Raw genomic sequence first — 17,918 nt, forward strand, 5'->3', positions numbered from 1 at the left:
GTTTGCTCCATAACTGGCAACAAGGGTTATGACATCATGATGACGAGTCTAAGACACAAATATGACAGCAATATGACAAAGGTGCATGCTTCACTCGTTCAAATTAAAAAAGGCCACACTGACTGGTGGCCTTTGAATGGTCGATAAGTTCTTGTTACAGAGACTCTTTCTCACGAATAGTCTGAAGTACCTGGTCGCGCTCTTCGTCTGACAGTGGGATCAATCCAGCCGACTCAAGAATGCTGCCAAAGCCTGAGGTCATGTCACTGACAAAGAACTGAGCAAATTCTTGCAAGCCCGGGATTACGCCAATGTGCGCGCCTTTGATATAGAAATATAAAGGACGCGAAACCGGGTAGTCACCAGCGATGATATTATCAATGCTTGGAGTCACGCCTGACACCGTGGCAACTTGCAGACGGTCACGGTTGCTTTCGTAAAAGCTAAGGCCAAAGACACCCACGGTATTGCGGTTGGATTCCAGTCGCGCCAGGGTTTCGGTGTAGTCACCGGCAATTTCAACCACGCGGCCGTCAGTACGCATGGCAAGACAGGCATCGTCCTGGGCGTCTGAGTCTAACGCCTGAATTTGCTCAAACTTCATGCAGCCTTCCATGATAACTTTTTCTTCATAGACTTCGCGGGTGCCGTGGTTTGAACCCGGGATTGCCAGCACGATTTCCTGATCAGGCAGCGACGAATCGATTTCAGCCCAGCTGGAATACGGGTTCATCACCATTTCGCCGTCTTGTGGAACACGTCGTGCCTGGGCCAGGAATACATGCTCTGGTTCCAGCTCAAAACGGCCACCGCCAGCGCGGGAAGCGAATACGATGCCGTCATAACCGATTTTCACTTCGATGACTTCTTCAACACCGTTCGATTTACAATTTTCCAGTTCATTAGGCCGAATTGCCCGCGACGAGTTGGCGATATCAATGGTGTTAGCGCCAACGCCCTGACAAAACTGACGTAAACCACCACCAGAACCACCAGAGCCAACCACCGGCGTGCGATAGCGGGTGAAGTTGTTACCGAACTCTTCCGCCGCAATCGAACTGAATGGCAATACGGTCGAAGAACCAGCGATCTGAATCACATCACGTTGTTGTGCTGAAGCAGAAAAAACTACCAGCGAAGCCGCTGTGGCGCAGGCCAGTGTTGCAAATCGTTTCATGTTCATAAGTACGTCCCCTTAGGGTCTAGCAAGTAAGATTGCTGTCATAATGCCGCACCAATGTTGCAGCAATATGACAATCCGTCGGTTAGAAATTGTAAATAAACCCGAGTGACAAACCGGTCGCCTGGTTACCCACCGCAGGGGTTAATTTGACGTCCCGGCCACCACCAGATACGAGGAAATTCGCCTGGTCGTCGTTGTCCGTCAGACCTAAAATTGCGTATAAAGTAAAGTCGTCATGCATATAATAGTCGAGACCCAGTGCAAACAATGTCGCAGCGGTGTCGTCAAGGTCGTTGCCACTAGCCTGGTAGGCCTGGCCCATTAGCCCGTAGTCACCGAACAGGTATTTAAACCCACCACCGAACACATCGCGGTCACCAAACAGCATGTCAGAGCTACTCTGATAAAAGGTGATCCCCTGCCACTGGTCGGTGAACCAGTAACTTGCCGCCAGCCGCATCGCGCTCGGGTCGAGCTCAGCACCTTCGGTCATTTCATAAGAGCCGGCCAGCCACAAACCGTTGGCTTCATAGTTCAGCGCCACACTGATTGCCTGGAAATCATTCTCGGTTGTTGCATCCGTCTGATTGTGCGGAGAATACTGCAGGTCAAAGGTAATATTATTGAATGAAGGACTGCGGTAATGCAGGCTGTTGCGGAAACGCTGATCATAGTTAGGGTCACTATTAAGGCCAGTGGTCTGGTCATAGTTCATCCCCGGACCCTGGGCAACGTTGCGCAAGTCACCCAGGCGGTCATTAAAGACATCCGCATCAGCGCGTAATTTTTTACCCGGGGTATCAAACGAGCCCCAGCGCATCTGCCCCCAACTGCCACGCAATCCGGCAAAGGAGTCACGGGTGGCGAAGTCACCGCCACGCTGATCAAAGCGAACGTTTTGTTCCAGCTGAACAAAGGCTTCGAGACCAGGCGCGACCTGATGTTTCGCCCGAAAACCTAAACGGCTCGAGTTACTTGAAACGTTGAGACCATAGTCGCTGCCATCGCCCAGTATGTCGGTACTGATATGAGCACGCCCATACACTTCAATGTCAGTCGCCTGCGCTGGCATTGCGCTCGCAAGGCCAAGTGTTACTGCACATGCAGCAAATATCGGATTAAGTTTCACAGTGTTGTCTCCAGCAAAGTTCGAGTAAGGGGTTGCTGGAGACATACTATAGTTACACTTTGTGACACTAAAATGACAATTTGACATTTTTGTTGCGTTTATTTGACCATGCCGCGTCATTCCTGTGTTGTTTTGATGACAGAAATAAGTTATCCACAGCCTCGCTTCCTTTTTAACCGTTTTTTCTTGTCTGCTCAGGTCTGTTTAAGGCATGGTAATGAACGTTATTCAATTCAGGAGCTTCGCATGACCTTCTTACGTCGGTGTTATCTGCAGTTTTTCGCGCTGTTAGCGGCCACTTCATTAATTGCCTGTGCCGCAACAGAGCCACCAGTAGAAGAACAACTGGCCTTCGCCTCGGTGGCGCAGATCCAGCAACTGTATAGCAGCAATCAGCTCAGCAGCGAGGAACTCATCCGCTATTATCAGGCACGAATTGCCGCGAATAACGACGCGGGTATGCAGCTCAGAGCCATCATTGACCTGAACCCGGACGCATTACAAATTGCCCGTCAGCTGGATCAGGAACGGGCTAACGGCACCCTTCGTTCACCGCTGCACGGAATGCCAGTGGTATTAAAAGCAAATATCGCCACCCATGACCGCCTGCCCACCACCGCCGGAGCTGAAGTCCTGCAGGACCATTACACCGCAAGTGACGCCGAGGTTGTCGCCCAGTTACGCCAACAAGGGTTGATCGTGCTGGGTAAAGCCAACCTCTCTGAATGGGCAAATTTCCGTGGTTTTAGTTCGTCCAGCGGTTGGTCAGGGCTCGGTGGCCAGGCGCGTAACCCATACCTGCCAACTCACACCCCTTGTGGCTCAAGTTCCGGTTCCGCGGTCGCCGTTGCTGCTGACTTTAGCTTGCTCGCCGTTGGCACGGAAACCGATGGCTCGATTATGTGCCCGGCCTCGATAAATGGAGTGGTCGGCGTTAAATCCACCCGCGGCAGTGTATCCGGCGACGGTATTATTCCGATTGCCTCGGCGCAGGATATCGCCGGCCCGATGGCGCGGTATGTGGACGACGCCCGCCTGCTGCTAAATGCCATGCTAACGCCTGCCGCGCGCGAGCAAATGGAACAGCAACAAGGGGATACGAAGAAAGTCCTGTTAGTACGTGCCTACGATGATCACTTTGCAGGTGTGGAAGCGATGACCGAACGTGTCGAGCTGCAATTAGAGCAAGCCGGCATTGACGTGGTCAGTACTGACCAGTGGCAGCTCCCGGAAGGACTTGGCGACGCCGAACTGGAGGTTTTGCTGTACGAATTTAAGCGCGACCTCAACCAGTGGTTAAGTGACTACGACGCACCGTCGCAAGCGGCAACTATCGATGATGTCATCGCTTACAACAACACACATGCAGACCGTGTGCTGATTCACTTCGGTCAGGAGTATTTTGAGCAGGCCAGTGCTATTGATCTTGAAGCCAGCGAAGACAGCTACCTGCAGGCGTTGCAGTCAGGGCGACAACTCGCCAGCGAGTTTCTCGACAACTTACTCGAGCAGCATGGCGCAGACGCTATTGTTATCCCAAGCTATGGTCCGGCCTGGCCAATTGACCACGAAAACGGCGATGGCTTTAACTTTGGCACGTCCACCGCTGCGGCGGTATCCGGATACCCCTCGGTGACCCTGCGTGCCGGGTTTGAGAATAAGTTACCGCTGGGTATCAGCCTGATTGGGCCTAACTTCAGCGACTATCAACTATTGGAGCTGGCCCGCGTACTCGAAGCCAGTGGCAGTGGTTTTGTTGCCCCACACATGCAGACAGCGACCGAATAGGTCGCTGTCTGGTCTTTTTTGCTGAGCTTTTTGCTGGTAAGCGTTGCTGCAATTTACAGACGGAAGCGCTTGACCATATCCTGCAGGTGTTCGGCCAGTCGAGCCAGTGACTCGCTCGACTCAACCGACTCTTTAACATGTCCGCTCGCCTGTTCAGCGATATCACTCACCGAATGAATACTCTGATTGATCTCCCGGGTCGCCATAGTCTGCTCTTCGGCAGCACTGGCTATCTGTTGGATCATCTCATTAATTTTATTCGCAGCCATGGTGATATTGCTTAACGACTCACCCGCTGAACTGACTTTGTGAACCGCCTGGTCAACCGCTTCAGAACTGCCCTTCATTGCCTGGACAGCGCTGTCGGCACGATTTTGCAGGGTGCTGATAATTTGCTGAATTTCCTGTGTCGAGGCCTGAGTACGCGACGCCAGCGTGCGAACTTCATCCGCTACCACGCTAAAGCCACGCCCACTTTCACCAGCCCGGGCCGCTTCGATCGCCGCATTTAACGCCAACAGGTTGGTTTGCTCAGCAATCTGGCCAATGACATCCAGCACTTTACCAATTTTGTCACTGTCTTCTTTCAGGTGACCCACCACATCACTGCTATGGGCGATATCTTTCGACAGCATGTGCACCGTTTCCACAGTTTCACCCACCACGTTCTGGCCTTTGTCCGCCTCGGTGTTCGCCGCTTGCGCTGCATCCGCCGCGTCCTGCGAGTTACGGGCAACTTCTTCTGCGGTTGAGCTCATTTCGTTAATCGCCGTCGCCGCATTGCTAAGCTGCGCGTTCTGCTCGGTAATGCCGCGCTGAGTCGCGTCACTGACCTGACTTAACTGGGTCGACGCCGAAGCCACCTGCTGTGAGTAACTGCTGATATCGCTGATCACCTCACGCAAGCGCTGCTGCATCGAGGATATAGATGCCAGAATGCTGCTGTCGTCCCCTGCCTTCAGGGTAATAGGTGTGCTTAAGTCGCCTTCGGCCACTTTAGAAACCGCTGCAGACGCGTAACTGGGTTCGCCGCCGATCACGCTAAGTACATTGCGCGCAATCGCGATACAGATGGCTGCCGCTATCACAACAATAATGCTCACCACCACCACCAGTAACCAGAACATCCGGCTTACCGCAGCAAGAGCAACGCTTTGCGGTTCCTCAACTACCAGTCCCCACCCCAGCAGGTCAATGTAGTTGTACGCCCCCACCACCATAGTGCCTTGCGCATTGGGGTAAATACCTGCACCGTCCTGGCTGCTGCTAATCGCGCCGGAGGCCTGGGTATCGATGGCATCATCAAGATTACGAATCGAATCACTGCGGGTAATGGCGGTGCCATCCGCCGCCAGTACGAATACCTCGGCATCGTCACTGACCGGCAGCTGTTGGACCCGGTCAGTGACCGTATCCAGCATCACGGCACCGCGCAACACGCCGATTATCTCGCGGTCACGGTAAACCGGGATCACCACCGTACTTACCCGATTACCCGAGGCTCTTGATACCAATGGCTCAGAGAACACTTCGTTGCCGCGAACCGCACTGCGGAACCAGTCTCTGTCAGCCACCACAAACTGATTCGCCTGCTGCTGCGTGAGCACCTCAGCGCTGCCATCATAGCTCACAGCAAACTGACCGACGCCACTGGTATCAACAAAGTAAATCGTATCCCAGTAACCGTGTTCCTCGGCAAGCCGGACCAGCAGGTTTTCCATTTGCGCTTCATCCTGCTCAACAAACGCATCCAGGCTCGCGTACAGGCGCAGTTCGTCCTGGCGCGCCAGCAACCAGTCCATAAACGACTGAGCGCCGCCTTCACTGGTGCCCTGCAAACGGTTCAATGCCGCTTCATTTGAGGTACTGCGGTATTCGTTGTATACCATCGCAGCAACAATCACCACCGAGAACAACACCAGCGCGATAATCATCGCTGACAGGCGGCCCCCGAAACCTAAATTATTCCAGAATTTTTTCATGAGTCTCTCCAATAGCTACCAGCTACTTAGGGTTAAGTCGTTACCAGAAGTTAGAAATTAAAAATCATACCTAAGGACAGCGCGGTTGCTGTTTCCCCGAGCAAGGGGGTAAGGCCGGTGTCGCGGCCGCCTGCGGAGACGCTGAAGTCAGCGGCTGGTTCGTTATCAGTTAAGCCATACACCAGATACCCGGAAAAACGACGGGTAAAGCGTTTATCCAGCCCCACCACCCACATGCTCGCCCCGGTGTTGGGGTCATTGTTAGCCGAAGAGGTATACCACTGCGAACGCAGTGCATAGTCGCCAAACCGATAGGCCAGGCCCACACCGTAAACATCGCGGGGACCGCCTTCGAGCTGCTCAGCACGCTGATAGTAACCCGTCATAATCCAGCTCGAACTGAAGCTATATTCCATGCCCAGACGCCATGCCTGCGGAGTCAGCGCAAACTCTTCGTACTCCTGATAAGCGAGACCCAGATAAAGCGCGTCGGTGGTGTAGGTTACCCGGGCACTAAGCCCTTCCTGGTCATTGCTGACCGTCGGTCCGGTGTCATCATGGGGGGTGTACTGCAGGTCAAAGGTAAAACCCTGCAGGGTTGGACTGGTGTAATGAATACCGTTACGGAAACGGACATCGAACGCCATATTGTTGCCACTGGCAATATTACGGGCATCACCAATACGGCTGTTAAACATGTCCACGCGCGAGCGCAGGGTGGTTCCCGGAGGCTCAAAGTAGCCAATACGAACCGACCCCATGTCACTGCGAATGCCAGCGAAGCTGTCGCGCGAAGCCAGTTCTGAGCCGCGTTGACCGTAACGGATCAACTGCTCAATCTGGAAAAATACTTCATAGTCCTGGTTAATATCGTAGTCACCGCGAAAACCCAGGTGACTGAGGTTACTGGACACATTCAGGCCGGAACTCTCACCGTCACCGAGTTGATCCAGTGACAAATGGGCCCGTCCATAAATTTCTATATCTACGTCTTCAGATGTTTGTGCATGAGCTCGCTCAGTACTCAGAGCGGCCAGCAAAATTACTACGATGCTGGTTAGCAGTTTTGACATGGTTGTTCCTCTTTAACATAGCAAACCTAATCCCTTTATTAGGTTTGTTTATCTATGTATCGGGAACAACAGGGGGGGCTTAAGAAGAATTTTAATCTTTATCGACGATTTCGCCCTCAATTACTGTACCACGGGTCTTTCCGCGCTGCTCCGATGAGCTAAAGTCAGCCGCACCAGCGCCGTTAGCCTGTCTTTTTTGCTTCTGCCAGGCCTTTTGAAAGGCCTTACGCTGGAGGTAAACACGAAGCAGAAAAACAGGCACCAACAGCAACCCAAGGATCAAAAATGCGCTCGCTACGAAGACGCCAAAGACAAGCGCCACAATAAGCAGCGCAAAAAAGACTAGTTTCTGGAGGAAGCCTGGTTTCACGATAATTCTCTATTAAGTGGAAGACGCTTAATGACTGGCCACGATTATCGCACAGGCAGCTGGTTTGGCAACCGGATTAGCGACTCAACCACCAGCTCAGGTTGAGCCCCCCAGGGGTCAAATGCAGCGGCCGGATCACGTTTTACCCAGGCCGTGCGCATGCCCACCGACCCTGCGCCAATAATGTCAAACCCATTGGCCGACACCAGCCAGGTCTGTTCAGGGTGGCTGTTCGCTTCACGCAGAAAGTGCGTATAGACCTTAGGGTCCGGCTTAAACGACTTCACGTCGCTTACCGAGACCACGCCATTAAACTCGTTGGCAATACCGGCGTTTTCCAGCAGCGACTCCACCATCGGCTTACAACCATTAGAGAACGCATAAATACGATGCTGTTTGCCAAGCATCTGCAACGCCTGCTGCACGTCGTCGAATAACGGCAGCAGGTTGTAGGCTTCCATCAACACCGCTTCGTCGGTATCAGTCAGCTTTAACCCAAACAGCTCGTCGCAATAGCGAAGCGCATCCCGCGTACACACCGAAAAATCTTTAAACCTCTGCATTAAGCCACGGCGAAACGCGTACTCAAGCTGCTTACGCCGCCACATCGCCGCTACCTCGGTCGCCCGCTCCGGCGCAAACGCAGCCACTGCCCGCTCGATCCCCTGAGGATCAAATAAAGTCCCGTAGACATCAAATGCCAAAGTACACTGCACGTCAGCGCTCTCCTTCCTTCATCCTGGCGTTGACTGCTAAGTTTGCGTGCTTCGCGCGAATTTCGCTATTGGCTTAAAGTCTAATATGCGGCAAATTTACCTTTTCATTACAACCAGTTTTACTCGCTAACTTTTTCTCCGTCAGCGTTTTCAACCCATGCAGTAATTCTATTACCGTCAACATTGTATCGCACAACGTATTCTTCATTTTCTTCTACAGCAATGTCACTTACGGAAAAAATTGCATTTCTACCACCATTAAATGCGTAAACGTTTATATCTCTGACCCCTGGTTCAAGTAGGATTTGGCTCCGAGCTTGCATGTTATTCGCCGATACTGCTGCCTTAAATTTATTATCTCTAGGCCGTGGACTAATTAAAATTCTACCTACCGGTCCTTCCTCAGCTGAAACTAACGCCCATGTTTCCTTTCCTTCTCTATCTGGTGCCTCATATGCATTCCTGTATACATTCATCATTGAACATCCACCTAACAGGAATGATAAAAAAATCACCAGAAAAATATTATAACGTTTCACTATTCTTTCCTTTTTTGTTTTTTTAGAACGCAATTCGACCTTCGCAGCCAAACTAAAGCCGTGGTGCAAATACGACTGTACGTGCGCATGCTTTTTGGCCATGCTTACCAGTCAGCATTGTAATTGAATTCGGGCCTTAATCACATCACTTTTCTCGTTAGTTTGCTCGGATAAACTTATGCAATTCAAGGAGTAAGGCGACTCAACAATCCACATGTCGCCCCCCACCCTCTAGCACAAGTGTTGCAGTGATCAGTCTTCAAAAGGCGCTGCATCTTCTTAGAGGCTATTTACCAGTCACCAAAAAATTGAACGAGAAAAAATACAACCAGCGCCATCAAAGAAAAGAGTGTTCTAACTATCTGCCCCGCTTCATCCTCATCATCAAATGTCATACTTCCTGTCCCTGTAGGGATATCTTTGTCAAATAAGTAGGTCCATATAATTAACCACGCGTAAAAGCTTACAACCTGCAGAACACCATCAACATGAAAAACAAAATACTTTAAGTAAGATATAAAAACCCATAAAATAAAAATCGCCGCAATAAAAATCATTCTAGCTTTAACAGAAATCCATTTATCCGGCCAAATCAGTTTATTCATCATCATGAGATTAATCTGTTGATCCTAGAGGCCACGCTTCAGCAATCATCCTCCGTTAGAATCCTGACATGGAAGCCAAGCACCTTAGTCTGGACTACTTCATTCCTAAATATATGCAGCGTCAAACCCATCACCGAAAAAGTAAGATTAAATACATTAACACTAAGGAGTAAAATGATTAAATAAAAGGTCAAATGTGACCACAAAACAACCTCACTTAAATAATCAAGTGAGCCACTGATTATTCGAAAATTCTGGAGCGATGAGACTATTGAAAGATCAGTAGAAGCAAAAAATCACATTAGAATTGTAATCAAAACCAAAGCCAATAGACTAACTAAAAAAGCAGTTAACCTTACACATTGCAAATTGATATCGTTTTTATCAAACGAACCAGTAAATGGAGGAGCCGGGATATCACGGTCGAATAAAAAACCGTAACTTGATATTAGCGTATAAGCAAAAACAATACAGTTCAAACTCAATTGCTTATTGGCACCAGAATATATATATTTAACTAACAGTAACGCCCCAAAAACAATAACCAGGAAAGAAACAAAGGTAACCCTCCATACTACTGGGATAGTATTCGATGGCCAAATGAATTTATTAATCATCGCTGTCTTCCTCTCTCAAGCCTTCGTTATTCATGCTTTCTTCAAGAATACCTGCGCCGTCCCCTATCCGTTCATGCAACCCAAGTAGAGATAACGCCGCCATGCTAAAGTAGCCCAGAGCTGTAGTAGTAACCCCTGCCGGGGTAAACATGGAGGTCACAGTCGCCGCGTCGGTAGCGTCATCAAGTCCCTGTGCGGTAAGCGCATTGCGATAAGCCTGCCCTTCAGGTGAACTCCAATCAACATTCAGCTGCTGAGACAAGCAATCGGCTGTCGCACAGGAATAATGTGGCACGCTATATATATATTCCCATCCACATTGTACCCCACCTTATAACGACCTGTGTCATCTAACGGTCTGCCTGTTAACGAATCACGAGGTGTGGCTGGTTCAGCTACCATTGTTAGCAAAACCCTGCTTTTCAACGGAAGTGAGTATATTGCCCTGAGATAAGTCTAGAAACACTTAATCATCTACCAGTCAGCAATGAAAATAACCGCTAAAAAGGCAATAGAAGAAATCCAGAAAACTCCACTACGAGCGCTCTGAAGGCCTACGTCATCCTCATCAAATGCTGCAGAAGTAAGAGATAAGTAAATTTTTTTATTGAATAAGTAAGGATAGATCCACACCATTAAGATAGGCCCAAAAACATGAAACAATCCGTCCGCATCAAAAATAAAATATTTCAAATAACCCGTAACAATCCATAAAACCCAACCGACGATAACTAGCGAAAACCTAACCTTAAAGGGAATCCACTTATCTGGCCAAATGAACTCTTTCATCTTTATTACTGTCATACTATTATTCACCTGGACCAGATAAAATCACTTAACTTCGTCGTCTTCTTTCGGGATTTCATCCGGGTTCTTTAAGTAGTGCCAGGTACTAATTGCATCGATAAAGCTTCCAAACAACATTAGAAACAAAAAGAAACTAGCAAGAACCCTATACCACCGTTGCTGAGGCGGCCCGGACCCCTCCATACTCCACCACTCGATGTACTCTTTTAAGAAATTCCCTAACTCAACTCCGTTCCACATTCCCAGAAACATAAAAGTGAACGGCATATAGGCTTTCAAGTTCCTCAACCAAAATGCTTTCCAGGTATACCTTTTGCTTGTCATGATTAACCGTCTCCATTCTCAAACGGTTGAGGATCGGTTTCTGGCATTCGTATATTTCTGAGCTGGTAAACGAATTGTACGTCGATGGAAATGTAAGTGCACCCACGCCAAATGTTAGCCAGGAAGCACTGCCATCTGCTCCTAGCCCCGTCCAAGGCGCCCGCGTCACAAACTCAGCTCCACCATACCATTCCGCCCCCAAGCCAATATTCGGCTCATATTGGTGACCAGCCCCGAAAAAGTTTGCTCGGTTATCGACCGTATTGTAATACAGGTCAAATCGCTCAGAAGCTCCATCACTGTTGAACACATGTGTGCAAGCTATGAACGGTACAACGGAAGATCCCGCTTTTAAAGTGTTAAGTAAAACTATCCGTTATAGCGGAGGCAATTGCAGAAGGGGAGTGGGCTAAAACCGAACCGGAGAGATTAGCTCACCTGAACGGTACTTTTCTGCCAGCGGAATCGCTCGCTCGAAATATTCTTGTTGAATAATAGGAATGAATTCCATCCGGTCACCGCGTTTGAAGGCGTCTAAGTAGCTTTGCAGCTTCTCTACGTCGCCTTTAAGGACACAGGCGATAATATGAGTAAACTGCCAACCGCCCGGGCGATTATAAATCTCGTATTTACGCTTTAACTCCGGCGCAATAACCTCTTCAGTACAGCACTTATTAAACCAGTCCAGCGCCATTTGGGTAATTTCCGTTAGATGCGCTTCGGTGATTTCACCCTCAGTCTCAATGAATACATTGCCATCGCCGGTGACAAATAAATAAGAGCCACCATCATTCTGGTAAATTTCTGAAGTTAAGTGGCAAAACCACCGAGGCTTCATCACTAAAGATACACCGACAATTTCTTTCCGGGTTCTGCCACGTAGTTTGGGACGCATATGAGCATAACCCATGTCATCATCTTTGAGGGTAAACCGCCAATCTCCTCCTCCCTCATTCACCGCCGGATAGCGATTTTTAAAATACTTAATCAGTTCTGCTTTTTTCATATTTTAACCTCCTAATCCTGGTTCGCGCTGGATACGACAGGAATGCCACTTGAGTCTTACAAACCGATTTCGCTATTGGCTATGAGGCTGTTATCCGGTACATTTACCTTATCATTACACCTGCCAAGTTTATTTATGCGATATATCTATCTCAGCGCTCTTTTCGCCACTTTTGTCTGCTTTTATACGACATCGGCGTATGCACAATCCAGTCCTGCATCAAAAACGCCGGTTCTGGTTGAGCCGGAGAGCGAGCAAGACATTAACGCGTTGTCGAAAGCGGTGGTACAGATCCGCACTCCAAATTCGACCGGTTCGGGCAGCATGGTGGTTTACCAGGGCCGGCTGATGGTGTTCACCAACCGCCATGTCACTGAAGGCCATGACAGTGTAGAAATCGCTATTCTTAAAGATGTGCACGAACCTGCGGTACCGACATTCAGGGGTGAACTACGAGTATTTTCAGCTGAGTACGACCTCGCTGTTTACGAAGTCAACGAAGATATAGAGGGCCGCACGGTCACTGCAGAGCAGCTGGATACTAGCGATAACCCCTGGGAATATCAGCTACCACAACTCGAATTTATTGATGCCGACGAGGTGCTGAGTCGCGGAACACCACTCGCCTTGCTTGGCTACCCAGGGTTAGCTGGTGACGAGCTGGTTTACACCGCTGGTATCGTTTCTTCTGTGCAGATGACTGATTTTAATCAAAAACGCATGGTTGCCTGGTATCGGACCAACGCGGAAATGTCGCCCGGTAACAGCGGTGGTATTGCATTAACCAATGATGGCCGCGTGATTGGCATCCCAACCATGGTTGCAATGGAAGAGCGCACCGGTGGCCGGCTTGGCAGTATTCTTTCGATTCCACTGGCCTTCGCGGTTATGCAAAGCGATGACTTACTAACCAGCTGGGATGACTACTACAACCCAGACGATCACCTCAATCCGGAGGGTGAGCCGACCTATGGCCAGCACACTCTTGCCGGTTCACAACTGAATTTACCATTGACCGCAGGGGGCAGCCGCAGTGCCAGTTACCTCGGCGAGCTATGCACTGGGTATGCGGCAGAAAACCCAGACGCCATTTTGACCCTGAGTGAAGTCACGGAACGCCTGACTATCGAGTTTAATGCCAGCGAAAGCACCAAAGATGCGACCATGGTTGTGCGAGCGCCTGATAATCGCTGGCACTGCAACGATGACCGCGAAGCAGGGAATTTGAATCCGGGACTTTATCTTGAGCAGGCTCAGCCGGGCGACTACCAGGTATGGGTCGGTGGCTATCAGCCAAGTGACTTTTTTAGCGGCAACGTGACCGCCTATTCCGCAGGTGTAGACACAACCACAGCAGAGGCCAGTGGTGGATTCAACTTGAATGGTGACCCCTTATACGGAACCCACCAATTAAGCGCCTTTTTCCTTCCGGATCCGCAGACTATTGAGGTGGTTGCAGGTGGTAATGTCGATATCAGCGAGACCATCGACGGCTCTGGCTGCACCGGGTTCGCCGCTGGCAACCCTGACGTCCGTATGCATTTCAGCGGCTCTACTGCAGGACTGAAAGCTTACTTCGTTGCAGACAACCCAACAGAAGATGCCACTATCGTTATTAATACGCCAGACGGTAGCTGGCACTGCAATGACGATGCCCATGGCTCCACCCTGAACCCGATGCTTGATCTCGGGACCAGTGGCGAAGGTCGCTATGATATTTGGATTGGCAGCTATCGTCAGGGCAATTACATAAGTGGCAAACTACACTTTACCGAGATGAGTGTAGAAGTCCCGTAAGGAGTCCCCATGACCAATATGGCCCGAACTGCTGAACAGCCCTGTGACACACAGTCTGGAAGCGACGAGGTGCGGCGTGTTATCACGCCGCGGGAAACTGAGCTCGGCGGCTTTGTGGTGCGCCGTTCGATTCCGACCCGCGAGCAGCGTAGCCTGGGGCCGTGGATCTTTATCGACCACATGGGACCAGCCGATTTCCAGCCGGGCCACGGTGTCAACGTGCCGCCGCATCCGCATATTGGTCTGGCTACGGTTACCTATTTATTTGATGGTCAGATCCTGCATCGCGATTCCCTCGGCAGTGAGCTGGTGATTACCCCGGGGGCGATCAATCTGATGGTGGCGGGCTCCGGCATTGTCCATTCAGAGCGGGAACCGGCTGAGCTGACAGAACAGGCTCACAGTATGCATGGCCTTCAACTGTGGCTGGCATTGCCCGACGCCGACGAACAGTGTGCTCCTGAGTTCCACCACTACAGCGCCGATGAACTCCCCAGCGACGAGGGTATCAAGGTACTTATTGGCGAGGTCAACGGGCTGCGTTCACCAGTTAAAACCTTCAGCCCAACCTTGTTTTCCGAAGCACGATTGTCAGCCGGTGATAGCATTCAGTTGCCGGAGTACGACGAAGTCGGGGTTTACCTGCTTAGCGGCTCAGCAAGCGTCGGTACCCAGCAAGTCCAGCCCAATCAACTGGTGGTATTATCCCGCAGCGGACTGTCGCTTCAGTGCAGCGACGATTGCCATTTGGTTATGCTCGGTGGCAGTTCGGTGGGCAAGCGTTACCTGGACTGGAATTTCGCAGCCTCCAGCACCGAACGTTTAAAACAGGCCCGCGAGGACTGGAAAGCCGGACGCTTTGCTAAGGTGCCCGGCGACGAAGACGACTTTGTGCCTTACCCGGGCAGCGACTAAGGCGCTACTCTGCCTGCAATTGGCGCAAAGCATTACGCTCCTCTTCAAGCGACAAGGTCGGGCCGGCGCCTAGTTCACCCATTTTCTGATTTACAGTACGGCTCCCAGAGGCGTGCTGTGTAATCTCGAATTCATCGTCCCGCTCTGCCCTGACGCGCTGAAACTCGATAAAAGTCAACCAGCCTTGCTCCGGATCAAAGCAGGCAAGCTGCTCGTTCATGCTCCCATCGCCACCAACGCTATACACCCGACACAAGCTGTCACTGTCGGTGAAAAAGCTAAAATGGCTTATGAAGAGTTGGTCATTTTCTATTTCGATCATCTGTCCGCTCTCGGCCACAGCCAACTGCTCAGCAATGAGTGACCACGGGCCCTGTTGTCGGTTGAATATAAACACACTTAACACAACAATGACGAGCACACTTACCGTACCTACAATAACTTTCACGGACTCTTCTCCAAATACTTCTCCACCTGAAGATCCAGGTGTTTTTTATGGGCGCTACTCGAACGCTGTGATAGCATTTCCATGCGAATTCAGTGAAACGGAAATACCGAACAAGGCTAACTTCTTCTCCGAACTCGGAATATTACAATAACATGTGCAACACAGGGACACATTATGGCTTATGATTTCGGCTCACAGAGCCTGGGGATAACCAACCCGTTTAAAAAGGAAGGGGCAATTCGTCTGGTCGGGGGACTGGTGATTACCTTACTTGGCGTTTATGCGCTGCTTCAGGTGACCTCTTTAATTGCAGAACAACTCATTTCTGCCTGGATCTACGCCGCGGCCGGTTTTTTACTGCTGATTACGGGGCTACGCCGTTGTGGCAGCGGCCTGATGCAGTTGTTCAAATTCTTCGTCGGCCGTTCGGTGCCGTCGTCCCTGACCCGTAACCTGACCAAGAGTGAGCGTGAAAACGCCGATATTGAAGCGAAGCAGGGTTCGCTGGCATACACCGCGGGGTCGCTTGAGTCGATGCTGATGGGGCGCAAAAACTCGACCTTCAGCGAACCTGAAGGCTGGATGGGACGCCTGGTTCATTCGGTGTTTCCACGCCTGGTTTTCATGCCCTACCCGATCCGGAATGTGGTTCAGCAGGTGGCTTCGGCAGTAGTGACCACGCTTATTGCCTTCGTCGCTTTTGGCTTAACCTATTTTGTTGCCACCACCGGCTTAGCCGGAACCGCCGGGCATATTATTCTGCCGGCGTTCTCGGTATTGCTGCTTATTTACCTGGTTTCTACCTGGCGCAACGCGGCGATTAACGTCAAGCTGGACCGGGTCAAGCAGCTGCAGAGCGCAAACGCGGCCAGTGTTGCCAAGATCATTGCCTTCTCGATTATCTTTCCGGTGCTGATCGGTCTTGGCTACCACTATTTACAGACTAACTCACCACAGACGCTGGCAGAACTAAGCTTTATGGGGCAGAACATTGAATTATTCAGTGCCTGGCCGATGCTGTTCTTATTGCTTGGCTTAGCCGTCATTATTACCGGCCTGGTCATGGTGTTGGTCAATGGGCGTGCTCAACAGGTCAACACCGCGACTGAAGTCGCCGAGTACCGTGAAAACCTGCAGGAGTCTGTGCATCCGAACGAGATTTTCATCAACATTGAAAACATTGTACTGGCGAACCGCCGCTACAAAGAGGTTCCCAACCGGACCTACATTAACTTTGACCCTAAACTGAATGAACAGAGCCAGGGCAAAGGTGATTTCTCCGGTGAGCTGCTGATTGAAACCCAGCCAGCCTTTGCCAAGCATGAAGCGCAACCGGTTCATTCGCTGGTGCGTCTGCTTTCAACCGGCCTGGCACAGGTGCTGATTGTGACCGGCGCGCTGCTATTTTTACTCTTAACCGGGAAAATTAGCGAGCTGTACCAGTTCTTCAGTGCCTCTGCACCTGCTTTGAACCAAATGAGCGAAAATCAGGCTATTAGCTGGTTTGGAGAGGCATCAGGCGTGGTGGTCGGCGCGGTGGCGATGTTGTTTGCGTTCTTAGTGGTCTCGATGATGGGCCGCTTACTGGAAGGCTTCACCCATGTCTTCTGGGCCGAGCTTCAGTTCAACTCGTTGCTGATGTACATGAAAACTGAAGGCACTTTCTCGGAATCGAAAATCTCCACCGGGATGTCAATTCATGACTCCACGCGCAGCGAAAACGTAATTGTTAAATCGTCCATTACACCATGGATTGTCAGCTCACGGATTACTACCAGCACCTTCGCCACCAGTGGTCAGAACAATGTTGAGATGCCACGCTACGTGATGTCGATGCATAAAAACGAAGACGAACTGAACATGATTGTGGATGAGATCCGTGACTTCCTGCGTGGCCGCGAAAATATCGCAGGCTTCACCAACACCAAGGATCTGCAACATGCGGAGAATATTCTGCGTGTGAACCAGGTGTCACGCGGCCAGGAAGGCGACAGCGGCAACGCTAAGCTGACGCAGAAAGAAGACGACCAAGCCGCTGGCTACCTGCGTAATGCAGAATCCGACGAGCAGAGCTAAAAACCGGAACCGGGCTGCTGCAGAAACTCGATTTCTTCTGCAGTAGACTCGCGCCCGAGTACATTGTTGCGGTGTGGGTAACGGCCAAAACGGTCGATAATTTCTTTGTGTTTGTATTCAAACTCAAGGTTGTCTTCCAGACCCGGCTGCTTATACAAGCGCACCGCTTCTTCATGGATCAGCTTTGACTCACTGTGCATATAAGGCATGTACAAAAACGCACGCTGACGGGCCGGAATGGCCTGGTCTGCTTCATTGGCGACTGCTTCCTGAGCCAACGCGAGTGCTAACGCGTCCTGGGCAAACGCCTGTGGGGTATCGCGGAACATATTGCGGGAAAACTGATCAAGCAGAATAACTTCCGCTAAGCGCCCCTGTGCTGAGGCTCGCCAGTGAGACAGCTCACAACGCGAGGCTTGCTGATGCAGCTCTGTGAAGCGTTCTTTGATGGTCGCATCCAGGCTGTCGCTTTTGCTAAACCAGTCTGCGGGTGTGAGTTCTTTGAACCAGAAATTTAGTACCTGAGTGGGGACCGCCATAAAC

The 17,918-nt window shown here is 50.6% G+C and carries 18 protein-coding genes; 4 read left to right on the top strand and 14 right to left on the bottom strand.

Annotated elements, in window-relative coordinates:
* Positions 1-154: 154 nt before the first annotated feature.
* Positions 155-1,183 (bottom strand): substrate-binding domain-containing protein, encoded by a 1,029-nt coding sequence (locus CWE12_RS12845; RefSeq protein WP_126790111.1) that lies wholly within the window; start codon positions 1,181-1,183, stop codon positions 155-157.
* 82 nt (positions 1,184-1,265) lie between these two features.
* Positions 1,266-2,357 (bottom strand): porin, encoded by a 1,092-nt coding sequence (locus tag CWE12_RS12850; protein WP_157981980.1) that lies wholly within the window; start codon positions 2,355-2,357, stop codon positions 1,266-1,268.
* A 201-nt stretch (positions 2,358-2,558) separates the two neighbouring features.
* Here CWE12_RS12850 and CWE12_RS12855 point away from each other — a divergent pair, with 201 nt between their 5' ends.
* Positions 2,559-4,100 (top strand): amidase family protein, encoded by a 1,542-nt coding sequence (locus tag CWE12_RS12855; protein WP_126790113.1) that lies wholly within the window; start codon positions 2,559-2,561, stop codon positions 4,098-4,100.
* Positions 4,101-4,153: 53 nt separating this feature from the next.
* On the opposite strand, the gene CWE12_RS12860 is transcribed toward CWE12_RS12855, so the two are convergent.
* The 10 genes from CWE12_RS12860 to CWE12_RS12905 all read right to left on the bottom strand — a co-directional run bounded on the left by CWE12_RS12860 (position 4,154) and on the right by CWE12_RS12905 (position 12,139).
* A complete protein-coding gene (locus CWE12_RS12860) occupies positions 4,154-6,082 on the bottom strand; it encodes a methyl-accepting chemotaxis protein (RefSeq protein ID WP_126790114.1) in 1,929 nt (642 codons plus the stop codon).
* 50 nt (positions 6,083-6,132) lie between these two features.
* On the bottom strand, positions 6,133-7,155 hold the full coding sequence (locus CWE12_RS12865; RefSeq protein ID WP_126790115.1) for a porin: 1,023 nt from the start codon (positions 7,153-7,155) through the stop codon (positions 6,133-6,135).
* Positions 7,156-7,246: 91 nt separating this feature from the next.
* Entirely contained in the window at positions 7,247-7,525 is a 279-nt protein-coding gene (locus tag CWE12_RS12870; protein WP_126790116.1) for a hypothetical protein, read from the bottom strand.
* A gap of 44 nt (positions 7,526-7,569) precedes the next feature.
* On the bottom strand, positions 7,570-8,241 hold the full coding sequence (locus CWE12_RS12875) for a haloacid dehalogenase type II (protein ID WP_126790117.1): 672 nt from the start codon (positions 8,239-8,241) through the stop codon (positions 7,570-7,572).
* Between the two features lie 119 nt (positions 8,242-8,360).
* The gene (locus tag CWE12_RS12880; RefSeq protein ID WP_126790118.1) at positions 8,361-8,780 is read right to left on the bottom strand and encodes a hypothetical protein; all 420 of its coding nucleotides are present in this window, start codon (positions 8,778-8,780) and stop codon (positions 8,361-8,363) included.
* Between the two features lie 290 nt (positions 8,781-9,070).
* Positions 9,071-9,391, bottom strand: a complete 321-nt coding sequence (locus CWE12_RS12885) for a hypothetical protein (RefSeq protein WP_126790119.1) — start codon at positions 9,389-9,391, stop codon at positions 9,071-9,073.
* A 603-nt stretch (positions 9,392-9,994) separates the two neighbouring features.
* On the bottom strand, positions 9,995-10,264 hold the full coding sequence (locus CWE12_RS12890; protein ID WP_126790120.1) for a hypothetical protein: 270 nt from the start codon (positions 10,262-10,264) through the stop codon (positions 9,995-9,997).
* Between the two features lie 212 nt (positions 10,265-10,476).
* A complete protein-coding gene (locus CWE12_RS12895) occupies positions 10,477-10,806 on the bottom strand; it encodes a hypothetical protein (protein ID WP_126790121.1) in 330 nt (109 codons plus the stop codon).
* 27 nt (positions 10,807-10,833) lie between these two features.
* Positions 10,834-11,133 carry a hypothetical protein gene (locus CWE12_RS12900; protein ID WP_126790122.1) on the bottom strand — a complete coding sequence of 100 codons (300 nt, stop codon included), beginning with the start codon at positions 11,131-11,133 and terminating at the stop codon, positions 10,834-10,836.
* A gap of 409 nt (positions 11,134-11,542) precedes the next feature.
* A complete protein-coding gene (locus tag CWE12_RS12905) occupies positions 11,543-12,139 on the bottom strand; it encodes a DUF6990 domain-containing protein (RefSeq protein ID WP_126790123.1) in 597 nt (198 codons plus the stop codon).
* A gap of 135 nt (positions 12,140-12,274) precedes the next feature.
* Between CWE12_RS12905 and CWE12_RS12910 the strand changes: the two genes are divergently transcribed.
* Both CWE12_RS12910 and CWE12_RS12915 read left to right on the top strand, forming a co-directional pair.
* Positions 12,275-13,936 carry a S1 family peptidase gene (locus CWE12_RS12910; protein ID WP_157981981.1) on the top strand — a complete coding sequence of 554 codons (1,662 nt, stop codon included), beginning with the start codon at positions 12,275-12,277 and terminating at the stop codon, positions 13,934-13,936.
* A gap of 9 nt (positions 13,937-13,945) precedes the next feature.
* On the top strand, positions 13,946-14,851 hold the full coding sequence (locus CWE12_RS12915; protein ID WP_126790125.1) for a pirin family protein: 906 nt from the start codon (positions 13,946-13,948) through the stop codon (positions 14,849-14,851).
* A 4-nt stretch (positions 14,852-14,855) separates the two neighbouring features.
* Here the strand turns inward: CWE12_RS12915 and CWE12_RS12920 are convergent, their stop codons facing one another.
* Positions 14,856-15,299 carry a hypothetical protein gene (locus tag CWE12_RS12920; RefSeq protein ID WP_126790126.1) on the bottom strand — a complete coding sequence of 148 codons (444 nt, stop codon included), beginning with the start codon at positions 15,297-15,299 and terminating at the stop codon, positions 14,856-14,858.
* A gap of 174 nt (positions 15,300-15,473) precedes the next feature.
* Here CWE12_RS12920 and CWE12_RS12925 point away from each other — a divergent pair, with 174 nt between their 5' ends.
* Positions 15,474-17,375 carry a hypothetical protein gene (locus CWE12_RS12925; protein WP_126790127.1) on the top strand — a complete coding sequence of 634 codons (1,902 nt, stop codon included), beginning with the start codon at positions 15,474-15,476 and terminating at the stop codon, positions 17,373-17,375.
* On the opposite strand, the gene CWE12_RS12930 is transcribed toward CWE12_RS12925, so the two are convergent.
* Positions 17,372-17,914 (bottom strand): DUF924 family protein, encoded by a 543-nt coding sequence (locus CWE12_RS12930; protein ID WP_126790128.1) that lies wholly within the window; start codon positions 17,912-17,914, stop codon positions 17,372-17,374. The genes CWE12_RS12925 and CWE12_RS12930 overlap by 4 nt on opposite strands.
* Between the last annotated feature and the right edge of the window lie 4 nt (positions 17,915-17,918).

Source organism: Aliidiomarina sedimenti, from assembly GCF_003986955.1.
Classification (GTDB): Bacteria; Pseudomonadota; Gammaproteobacteria; order Enterobacterales; family Alteromonadaceae; genus Aliidiomarina; species Aliidiomarina sedimenti.